The 10,124-nt window shown below is 60.3% G+C and carries 7 protein-coding genes; all 7 read right to left on the minus strand.

Going from position 1 to position 10,124, the window contains the following annotated elements:
- Positions 1-10: 10 nt before the first annotated feature.
- Entirely contained in the window at positions 11-2,782 is a 2,772-nt protein-coding gene (locus tag V0R60_RS16100) for a hybrid sensor histidine kinase/response regulator (RefSeq protein ID WP_136478339.1), read from the minus strand.
- Between the two features lie 135 nt (positions 2,783-2,917).
- On the minus strand, positions 2,918-4,213 hold the full coding sequence (gene purD / locus V0R60_RS16105; protein ID WP_136478338.1) for a phosphoribosylamine--glycine ligase: 1,296 nt from the start codon (positions 4,211-4,213) through the stop codon (positions 2,918-2,920).
- Between the two features lie 168 nt (positions 4,214-4,381).
- The gene (gene purH, locus V0R60_RS16110; RefSeq protein ID WP_136478337.1) at positions 4,382-5,989 is read right to left on the minus strand and encodes a bifunctional phosphoribosylaminoimidazolecarboxamide formyltransferase/IMP cyclohydrolase; all 1,608 of its coding nucleotides are present in this window, start codon (positions 5,987-5,989) and stop codon (positions 4,382-4,384) included.
- Between the two features lie 82 nt (positions 5,990-6,071).
- Positions 6,072-6,392 (minus strand): DNA-binding transcriptional regulator Fis, encoded by a 321-nt coding sequence (gene fis, locus V0R60_RS16115; protein WP_003186237.1) that lies wholly within the window; start codon positions 6,390-6,392, stop codon positions 6,072-6,074.
- Positions 6,389-7,402 (minus strand): tRNA dihydrouridine synthase DusB, encoded by a 1,014-nt coding sequence (dusB, locus tag V0R60_RS16120; RefSeq protein WP_136478336.1) that lies wholly within the window; start codon positions 7,400-7,402, stop codon positions 6,389-6,391. Before dusB ends, fis begins: the two co-directional genes overlap by 4 nt.
- Positions 7,403-7,624: 222 nt before the next feature.
- Positions 7,625-8,914, minus strand: coding sequence for a DUF3426 domain-containing protein (locus tag V0R60_RS16125; RefSeq protein WP_330080740.1), 1,290 nt, complete (start codon positions 8,912-8,914; stop codon positions 7,625-7,627).
- Positions 8,915-8,954: 40 nt separating this feature from the next.
- Entirely contained in the window at positions 8,955-9,833 is an 879-nt protein-coding gene (prmA, locus tag V0R60_RS16130; protein ID WP_136478334.1) for a 50S ribosomal protein L11 methyltransferase, read from the minus strand.
- Positions 9,834-10,124 lie beyond the last annotated feature (291 nt).

Genomic DNA, 10,124 nt, shown 5'->3' on the forward strand with positions numbered 1-10,124 from the left:
CCTGTCGCGCTCAAGAGGTTGGTATCTCATTGGTTTCCGCTTCTCGGTGTGCAACCCAATGCTCGATCAATGCACGCAACTGTGACAGTTCTACCGGCTTGGCCATGTGGCCATCCATGCCGGCCAGTCGTGCGCGCTCCTTGTGCTCGGCCAGGATGTGCGCAGTCAGGGCCACCACGGGCGTGCGCTTGCGCTGAGTGCTGATTTCCCAGATGCGTAATTGCTGCGTAGCGGAGAAGCCGTCGAGCACGGGCATTTCGCAATCCATCAACACCAGGTCATAGCGGTGGGCCTTCATCAATTGCAGCGCTTCTTCACCGTTGCTGGCGGTATCGGGCTCCAGGCTGAGTTTGCCAAGCATGCCGCGGATGACCTTGGTGGAAATACTGTTGTCTTCAGCCACCAGAATGCGGAAATCACTGGGCAGATGCAGCGGCGTGCCGAGGTTTACCGGAGCCGGGATGATCGGCTGGTCTTTGCTGCGCTGCGACAGCTCCTCCGCCAGGGTGGTCTTGAGGGTGTAGCCCGCGACCGGTTTGGCCAGGATTCGTTTGACCCCCGCATTGCGTGCAATCACCTTGCTTGGTGCATTGCTGATGCCAGTGAGCATGATCAGCAGAATGTCGTGGTTCAGGCTCGGGTCTTCTTTGATCTTGGCGGCCAATTGCATGCCGGTCATGCCTGGCATGTTCTGGTCAAGCAGCACGGCATCGAAGTAGTCGCGCAGGTGTGCCTTGGTGCGCAACATGGCCAGGGCTTCCTTGCCGGAAGGCACGGCGCTGACGTTCATGCCCCAGGCACTGCACTGCTGCACCAGGACCTTGCGACAGGTGTCGTTGTCATCCACCACCAGTACCCGGGCGCCGCGCAGCGGGCCATCGAGGTCGGCGGCAGGCTGTTCGAGACGTTGCGGGTCCAGCGGCAAGGTCAGCCACAAGGTGTTGCCCAGGCCATGGTTGGCCTTGATACCGAATTCGCCCTGCATCAGGGCTATCAGTTGCTTGGCAATGACCAGGCCCAGATGCCCGCCCAGTTTATTGCTGGAAAGGAAATTCTTGCTGTGCAGTTCGGCCTGCAGCAGTGCCTCACGCTCGCCGGGTGCCATGGCCTCGCCGCTGTCCTGCACAGCGATGCGCAGGCGCGGTGAGCTGCCGCGTTGATCGAGTGCCACAACCAGGAGGATTTCGCCCTGCTCGGTCTTTTTCAGGGCGTTTTCCAAAAGGCTCAGCAGCGCCTGGCGCAGGCGTGTCGGGTCGCCACTGATGACCCTTGGCACTTGTGGCTGGGTGAAACTGATCAGCTCTATGTTCTGCTGCTCGGCCTTGGCGCGGAAAATACTCAGGCAATCTTCGATCAGTGCGTTGAGGTCGAACTGCACATCGTCGAGTTCGATCTGCCCCGATTCAAGCTTGGAAATATCGAGAATTTCGTTGATCAGGGTGAGCAGCTCGTTACCTGCACTATGGATGGTCTGCACATAGTCACGTTGCTTTACCGACAGGGGGGTGCCCAGCAGCAACTCGGTCATGCCCAGTACGCCATTCATGGGCGTACGGATTTCATGGCTGATCTTGGCCAAGAACTCGGCCTTGGCGTTGATTTCGGCGTTGCTGGCTGCCAGTTCGCGACTGGCGCTGAAGCGTTCCTCGCTGATCCGCCGCAAGCGCTCGCTGACTGACAGGTTGAGCAGCAATCCGCTCAGGCTGGTCAAGCCCAGCAACGTGAACAGCAACCATTGTGTCGGCGTGCGGGTCAGCCCGAGCAACGCAGGGAGAACCACCAGGCAGCCCAGGTTGAAGAGCAGCATCGCCAAGGCGAACATGCGTGCAGGCGCATAGCCCTTGTACCAGTGGTAACCGGCAATAAGCAGCATGCTCACGCTACCCAGGGCAAACAGCACGTAGGTCATCAGGTTCAGCGGCAGGGTATCGACAAACAGCAGCAGCAAGCCGCAGAGCCCGATCAGGATCATTTCTGCCTGCAGCAGACGGCTCAGGCGCGGTTGGCCGCAGGGGGCAAAAAAACGCAGGGTAAAGGTCAGCCCGGCCAGGCTCGCCAGCAGCGCCGTAAGGTAGGCTGCCGGGGTCTGAGCGGAGTGCCAGAGACTCCACCACGGGCCACTGAGGTTGAGCAGGATCAGCGCGCTGAGCAGCATCAGCCCGTGATACGCCGCCAGGCTCAAGCTGGTTGAGGAGCGCGAATAGGCAAAGCGGATGAGGTTGTGCAGCATCAGCATCAGCAGGCAACCGAACAACAGACCGAACATCAGGGTCTGGCGTTGGTCTGCGGCGACCTTGGTGGCAGGCTCGAGGCTGATGCTAGGGCGCAGTTGGTGCTCGGACACCAGTCGCAGGTAGATGTCCAGCGTGCGTGAACTGTTGGGCAGCGCCAGCTGATGGTCGCTGCTGCGAACACTCAATTCACCATTATCGGAGACCTGGCCATTGTGTATGTGTTTTACCAGGTGATCGCCGTCCAGGGCATACAGGTCCAGGCGGGAGAGATCCGGTGCAAAGACCCGCAGCAATTGTTCGTGCTGTCCGGGGTCCAGGCGGTAATGCAACCACAGCGCCTCGTTTGGCGTTGCGGCATCGAGTTGGTCTAGCTGGAGGGGGCTGAATTGCGTGCGGTAGCGTTCGGAGCGTACGTCACTGAGTTGCAGGCTTGCCTGTTCGTCGAGCAAAACGGCCCAGCCACTGCCTTGTTCGGCCGCAGCCGGAAACAGGCAGAGCATTGTCAGCAAACTGACGGTGAGGCCTATGGCGATCCTGAGCCAACGCACGACGAGATCCCTTCTTAGCAAAGTGCCGAATGATAACTATGCGCGGCGCGCCAAGGTGAAGGCAAGGCCCACGTGGGGCCCTGTCGACAGGCTGGAAGCAGGGTGCCGTTGGCAGCGCTGCTTTCTGGCGCTTTGTTACTGCTGGTGTTCACCGCGTTCGCGGGCAATGGCGCGGTAGCCGATGTCCTTGCGGTAGAAGCTGCCTTCCCAGTTGATTTCTGCGGCCAGGCGGTAGGCCTGCTGTTGCGCAGCCTCGACGGTTTCGCCCATGGCCGTGGCACAGAGTACCCGGCCACCGGTGGCAACCACGTTGCCGTCCTTCAGGGCAGTACCGGCGTGGAATACCTTGCCGGCCAGTTTGGCGGCAGCGTCCAGACCGTTGATGACAGCACCTTTGCTGTAGTCACCCGGATAGCCGCCAGCGGCCAGGACAACACCCAGGCTAGGCTGCGGGTTCCACTGCGCTTCGACCTTGTTCAGGGCCTTGGCAAATGCGGCCTCGATCAGCAGCACCAGGCTCGACTCCAGGCGCAGCATGATTGGCTGGGTTTCCGGATCGCCGAAGCGGCAGTTGAATTCGATGACTTTCGGGTTACCGGCCTTGTCGATCATCAAACCGGCATACAGGAAGCCGGTATAGACATTGCCCTCTGCAGCCATGCCACGCACGGTCGGCCAGATCACCAGGTCCATCACGCGCTGGTGTACTTCGGCAGTGACAACCGGGGCAGGCGAGTAGGCACCCATGCCGCCGGTGTTCGGGCCGGTATCGCCGTCGCCAACACGTTTGTGGTCCTGGCTGGTGGCCATTGGTAGTACGTTTTCACCATCGACCATGACGATGAAGCTGGCTTCTTCGCCGTCGAGGAACTCTTCGATAACCACGCGCGAACCGGCGTCACCGAAAGCGTTGCCAGCAAGCATGTCGCGTACGGCGTCTTCGGCTTCGGCCAGGGTCATGGCGACGATCACGCCTTTACCGGCGGCCAGACCGTCGGCTTTGATCACGATCGGAGCGCCTTTTTCACGCAGGTAAGCCAGGGCAGGCTCGACCTCGGTGAAGTTCTGGTAGTCGGCTGTAGGGATCTTGTGGCGGGCCAGGAAGTCCTTGGTGAACGCCTTGGAGCCTTCCAGTTGGGCTGCGCCCTTGGTTGGACCGAAGCAGTCCAGGCCGCGGCTGCGGAACAAATCAACGACACCGGCAACCAACGGACCTTCAGGGCCAACGATGGTCAGGGCGACGTTCTGTTCGGCGAAGTCGGCCAGTTGTTCCAGGGCAGTGACGTCGATGTCGACGTTCTCGCACTTGGCTTCGATGGCTGTGCCGGCATTGCCAGGCGCTACGAAAACTTTCTCGACTCGTGGGTCCTGAGCGACTTTCCAGGCCAGCGCGTGTTCACGACCGCCGCTACCGATAATCAAAATGTTCATGAAGGCTCCTTCGGAGAAGCTGCGAGCTGCAAGCTAGAGGTCAAAGCAGCCAATGCGGCGCTTTTGTGTAGCTTGCAACGCTGAAATTTAAGGGGCTGCAACTGCAAGAAGATGCGACGCGATGCGCACTTCTTGCAGCTTGCAGCTTGAAGCGTGCCGCAGGCTCACTTAGTGACGGAAGTGGCGCATGCCGGTGAAGACCATGGCGATACCGGCCTCGTCAGCTGCAGCAATCACTTCGGCATCACGCATCGAGCCGCCTGGCTGGATTACCGCAGTGATACCCACTTTAGCCGCGTTATCGATACCGTCACGGAACGGGAAGAAAGCATCCGATGCCATGACTGCGCCCTGCACCTGCAGGCCAGCATGCTCAGCTTTGATTGCAGCGATACGAGCGGAGTTGACGCGGCTCATCTGGCCTGCGCCGACACCGATGGTCTGGCGGTTCTTGGCGTAGACGATGGCGTTGGACTTGACGTACTTGGCCACTTTCCAGGCGAAGATCAGGTCGTGGATTTCCTGCTCGGTCGGCGCACGCTGGGTGACAACCTTGAGGTCATCGGCACCGATCATGCCAATGTCGCGGCTCTGTACCAGCAGGCCGCCAGTTACGCGCTTGAAGTCCCAGGCAGCAGCGCGCTCGGCCGTCCATTCGCCGCAAGCGAGCAGGCGTACGTTGGCTTTAGCGGCTACCACGGCACGGGCTTCGTCGCTGACGCTTGGCGCAATGATCACTTCGACGAACTGACGCTCGACGATGGCCTTGGCGGTTTCGGCGTCCAGCTCGCGGTTAAAGGCGATGATGCCGCCGAATGCCGATTCGGTATCGGTCGCATAGGCCAGCTCGTAGGCCTGGCGGATACCGCCTTCGGCGTCCGGGCTTACGGCTACGCCGCACGGGTTGGCGTGCTTGACGATGACACAGGCTGGCTTGACGAAGCTCTTCACGCATTCCAGCGCAGCGTCGGTATCGGCCACGTTGTTGTACGAAAGTTCTTTGCCTTGCAACTGCACGGCGGTAGCGATACCGGCCTCGGCAGGCTTGGCTTCGACATAGAACGCCGCGCTCTGGTGCGGGTTCTCGCCGTAGCGCATTTCCTGAGCCTTGACGAACTGGCTGTTGAAGGTGCGCGGGAATTCGCTGCGGCCTTCAGTGCTCAGGGTTTCAGCCGTTTGGTTAACGGTGCCCATGTAATTGGCGATCATGCCGTCGTAGGCGGCCGTGTGTTCGAAGGCCTTGAGCATCAGGTCGAAACGCTGGGCGTAGGTCAGGCCACCGGCCTTCAGGCCCTCGAGCACCTGGGCATAGTCACTGGCGTTGACGACGATGGCGACGTCCTTGTGGTTCTTGGCTGCCGAGCGAACCATGGTCGGGCCACCGATATCGATGTTCTCGATGGCGGTAGGCAGGTCACAACCCGGTTTGGAGATGGTGGCTTCGAATGGGTAGAGGTTGACCGCGACCAGATCGATTGGCTTGATGCCGTGCTCGGCCATGATGGCGTCGTCGGTGCCGCGACGGCCAAGGATACCGCCGTGGATTTTTGGGTGCAGGGTCTTGACCCGGCCGTCCATCATTTCGGCAAAGCCGGTGTAGTCGGCAACTTCCACCGCGGCAACGCCGTTGTCCTGGAGCAGCTTGAAGGTGCCGCCAGTGGACAGGATCTCGACGCCGAGCTGTTGCAGCTCACGGGCGAACTCAAGAATTCCGGTCTTGTCGGAGACACTGATCAAAGCGCGGCGGATCGGCAGGCGGGTAGTCTGGTCGGTCATTTCAGATTCCATAACGCGGTGGAGTCAGCAAAAAAGGCGACCTCATCGAATGGGAGCCGCCTTTTCTGGTTTGGATGCTTGCTTACAACAAATCGTACTGCTTAAGCTTTTTTCGCAAGGTGCCTCGGTTGAGTCCGAGCAGCTCGCTGGCCTTGGTCTGGTTACCCTTAACGTAATTCATTACGCTTTCGAGCAGCGGCGCTTCGACTTCCGAGAGCACCAGGTTGTACACGTCCGTGACGGCCGCGCCCTCAAGATGGGCGAAATAGTTGTGCAGCGCCTTTTCCACACTGCCGCGAAGGGTTTGGCCTTCTTCGCTCGGTGTATTCAGGTGCTGTTTCAGGTTGACGTTGTCGCTCACGGGCGTTGTTCCACTCACTAAAGTCTCGGTCATCATCGTCATGCGGCCACCCCTTGTCCGTCCTCTGTCTCAAGGCTCTGTTCACGATCGCGGAAAAAGCCGCGAACGTCGGCGCACTGCGCTTGCGTATCTTCCAAACGATTGAACTGGGCGCGAAACTCCTTGGCGCCCGGAAGCGTTGCCAAGTACCAGCCGACATGCTTGCGGGCGATGCGTACGCCCATCACATCGCCGTAAAAGGCGTGCAGTGCAGTCAGGTGCTCCAGCAAAATGCTTTCCACTTCTTTCAACTGCGGCGCCGGTAATTGCTCACCGGTGCGCAGGTAATGCTCGATCTCGCGAAAAATCCATGGCCGCCCTTGGGCTGCCCGGCCAATCAACAGGCCGTCGGCTCCGGTCGCGTGAAGCACTTCCCGGGCCTTTTCTGGCGAAGTGATATCGCCATTGGCAAAAACCGGGATCGACACCGCCTGCTTGATTGCAGCGATGGTGTCGTACTCGGCGTCACCGGTGTAAAGGTCGGCGCGGGTTCGTCCGTGTACCGCCAGTGCCTGGATCCCGGCCTGTTCGGCAATCTTTGCCACTATCAGGCCGTTCTTGTTCGCTCTGTCCCAACCTGTGCGGATTTTCAGTGTGACCGGCACATCCACGGCGGCAACTACCGCATGGAGGATCTCACTGACCAGAGCTTCATCTTTCAATAAAGCAGAGCCTGCAGCCTTGTTGCAGACTTTTTTTGCCGGACAGCCCATATTGATATCAATGATCTGTGCCCCGGCCTCGACATTGGCTCGTGCTGCAGCGGCGAGCATCTGTGCGTCTCCACCGGCGATCTGTACCGAGCGTGGCTCGGGATCACCTTCGTGAATCATGCGCAGACGCGACTTGCGGCTGTTCCACAAGCTCATGTCACTGCTGACCATCTCCGACACCACCAGGCCTGCGCCCATTCGTCGGCACAACTGACGAAAGGGTTGATCCGTGACCCCGGCCATTGGCGCGAGGATCAGGTTGTTCTGCAGTGTATATGGGCCGATGCGTACCGCCGACATAGGAGTTCCCTGTTGTGGGGCCGGATCATTAGAGTTCGAAAAAGGGTGGGCATGATACCCGCTCTCGGTGACCGGATAAAGATAGATTTGGATAAAATCTGAACAACTGCGGCGTTAGGCCGCGAAGTTGTAAGCGCCAAGCATCAAGCTGCAAGCCAAGGTAGATCGGTGTATGGCCGACTTTTCTTGAGGCTTGCAGCTCGCAGCTTGCAACTGCCCCGCTCATTCCGGCGAGCGGAAGCTCAAGCTGTAGTTGACCGCCTTGGGCCCCGGATCGAGGATGTCCAGGGCAATGTGGATCGGTACCTGGCTAGGCATTTCGCCCTTGCCGGCCAGTTCTCCGCTGAGATACTCGACGGGTTTGAAGCGTCGGCTGGCAATCAATTGACCATTAAGGTCGGCGAAGCGCAGTTCCAGCAAAGGGAACGGCTGGGAGAAGGGCGCACGGTTGTAGATGATTGCATCGACGATCAGGGCGCCATTGAAGTCCGGGTGACTGCGTACCACCAGGTTGCTGCTTTTGATCCGCTCGATGTCGACGCGTGAAGGCACCTTGCAGCCCACCTGCGGGCAGATCTGCTGGAACCACGGGCGATACTGGTCCTGGCGCGCCAGTTCATCGAAGTGATACCAGATGTACTGACCCGCCAAGACGGCCGCGGCCAGCAGCACCAGCAGGATCCACAGTAGACGCTTACCCCAGTGTGCTTTGGGTTTCTGCCAATCCAGTTGCAGCGGGTCGTCGACCAAGTCAAGCAGCGGCTCTTTACGCACGGGACGGTTTGATACCGCGCCCAAGCCGGGTTCGCGGCGCTCATCAAGGTCGCTGTCGAGGGTGTCGAGATCGTCCTCGGGCGCTTTGGCCGACAGGCGCTCGCCAGGCATTTCATCAGGATCGGCTGAAATTGGCTGGGAACGATGCGGGGTTTCGTCCAGATCGTCGTCGAGAGTGTCCGGATCCAGCGATAACGACGGCTCGGTGCGCTCGCCCGGTGCTGGCGCGAGGTCCAGTGGTTCTTGCTCAATCAGCGGCGGCTGGGGCTCGTCTGGCTCGGCCACGGGGGCGCGCTCGCTGGCTGGGGTGCTGAACAGGCTGTCGGGCCAGTGCTGGTCGTCGCTCTCCGGCTCGTCGCGCTGGGCACTGAGGCTTTCCTCGCGAGGTGGAACGGCCCTGAACTCGGTGGTCGGCTGGATTTCGCGTTGTTCCAGGCGCGCCAGCTCCTGGTCCAGGTCAAGCTGGTCGAGGTCCAGCTCGGCAGCGCTCCATCCGCGCGTACTGGCAGGCGCCGCGGGAGAGGGAGTCGGTGTAGGTGCTGGCACTGCTGGCTCAACGCTAGTGGGTTCGACCACAGGTTGTTGCGCCGCACTTTGCTCCAACAGCTGTTTGGCAGCGTTGAACACCTGCAGGCAGGCGCCGCAACGCACCACGCCGCGCGCCACGCTCAACTGGTTGTGGTTGACGCGAAAGCTGGTCTGGCAATGCGGGCACTGGGTGACGAAACTGTCGGTCATGCGGCGGTCCGGGTTATACAGAAGTTTATTCTAGGCGCGCTTAACGGCGACGACCACTGATGCGTACCCAGCCGTCACGAACGGTGATCGGATCGAGATCGAAGTCCTTGGCGTAGGCTGCGGCAACCTCTTCGCCTTGCTCGGCGAGGATTCCGGAAAGTGCCAGCAGGCCGCCTGGGCGGACCAGCGTCGACAATTGCGGCGCCAGGGAAACCAGTGGGCCGGCCAGAATGTTGGCGACCAGCACATCAGCCTGCATGGCCGGCATGTGTTCTGGCAGGTACAAGGCGAACTTCTCGTCGGCAATGCCATTGCGTCCGGCATTGTCGCGGGAGGCTTCCAGGGCCTGTACATCGATGTCAGTGCCCACGGCTTCGCGGGCGCCAAGTAGCAGCGAAGCGATGGCCAGAATCCCGGAACCACAACCGAAGTCGAGCACCTGCGCGTCTTTCAGGTCCTGGCCGTCCAGCCACTCAAGGCACAGGGCGGTGGTCGGGTGGGTGCCTGTGCCGAAGGCAAGCCCAGGATCGAGCAACAGGTTGACGGCGTCTGGCTCCGGCGCGGTATGCCAGCTTGGCACGATCCACAGGCGTTGACCGAAACGCATCGGCTGGAAGTTGTCCATCCAGCTTCGTTCCCAATCCTGGTCTTCGATGACCTCTGCCTGGTGCTCGGGCAATGCGGCGTCGGTCAGCAGTTGCAGGTGAGCGAACACGGCGTCGGCATCGGTATCGGCCTCGAACAGCGCCAGCAGGTGCGTGTGCGACCACAACGGTGTGGTGTTGAGGTCCGGTTCGAAAATCGGCTGATCTTCGGCGTCCATGAAGGTGACCGAAACCGCGCCTACTTCGAGCAGGGCATCTTCATAGGTTTCGGCTTGTTCCGGGCTGATGGCCAGACGTACTTGCAGCCAAGGCATGGCGGGCACCTTTGGAAAAATCTACTGGGGCAGCTCAAGGCTGCGCGAAGCCCGCCAGTTTACTTGAGTGGAGGCGGTTTGTGGAAATGCATCGCCTGCTGCGGTGTGCTGAAAAATCGGGTGCAAAAAAAAGGTTCTTCACGGAATCCCGGGGGTATGATCTTGGGGCTGGGCTGGGATTTGAGTCTGCGAGCTTATCCATTCAATGCGGCGGCGCTGTTGGCCCCTTCCGCCCTTACGGCGGGTCCCTTTTGTCTTGGCAAAAGGAACCAAAACCGTGTGTCCCTGCAT

Source organism: Pseudomonas auratipiscis (assembly GCF_036324085.1).
GTDB lineage: Bacteria > Pseudomonadota > Gammaproteobacteria > Pseudomonadales > Pseudomonadaceae > Aquipseudomonas > Aquipseudomonas auratipiscis.

Bases quoted from the DNA above. Each gene is read 5' to 3' on its own strand.
- purD (WP_136478338.1), bottom strand. From the start codon at position 4,213: ATGAACATTTTGATTATCGGTAGCGGCGGTCGTGAACACGCGCTGGCC.
- purH (WP_136478337.1), bottom strand. From the start codon at position 5,989: ATGACCGACCAGACTACCCGCCTGCCGATCCGCCGCGCTTTGATCAGT.
- fis (WP_003186237.1), bottom strand. From the start codon at position 6,392: ATGACGATGATGACCGAGACTTTAGTGAGTGGAACAACGCCCGTGAGC.
- dusB (WP_136478336.1), bottom strand. From the start codon at position 7,402: ATGTCGGCGGTACGCATCGGCCCATATACACTGCAGAACAACCTGATC.
- V0R60_RS16125 (WP_330080740.1), bottom strand. From the start codon at position 8,914: ATGACCGACAGTTTCGTCACCCAGTGCCCGCATTGCCAGACCAGCTTT.
- prmA (WP_136478334.1), bottom strand. From the start codon at position 9,833: ATGCCTTGGCTGCAAGTACGTCTGGCCATCAGCCCGGAACAAGCCGAA.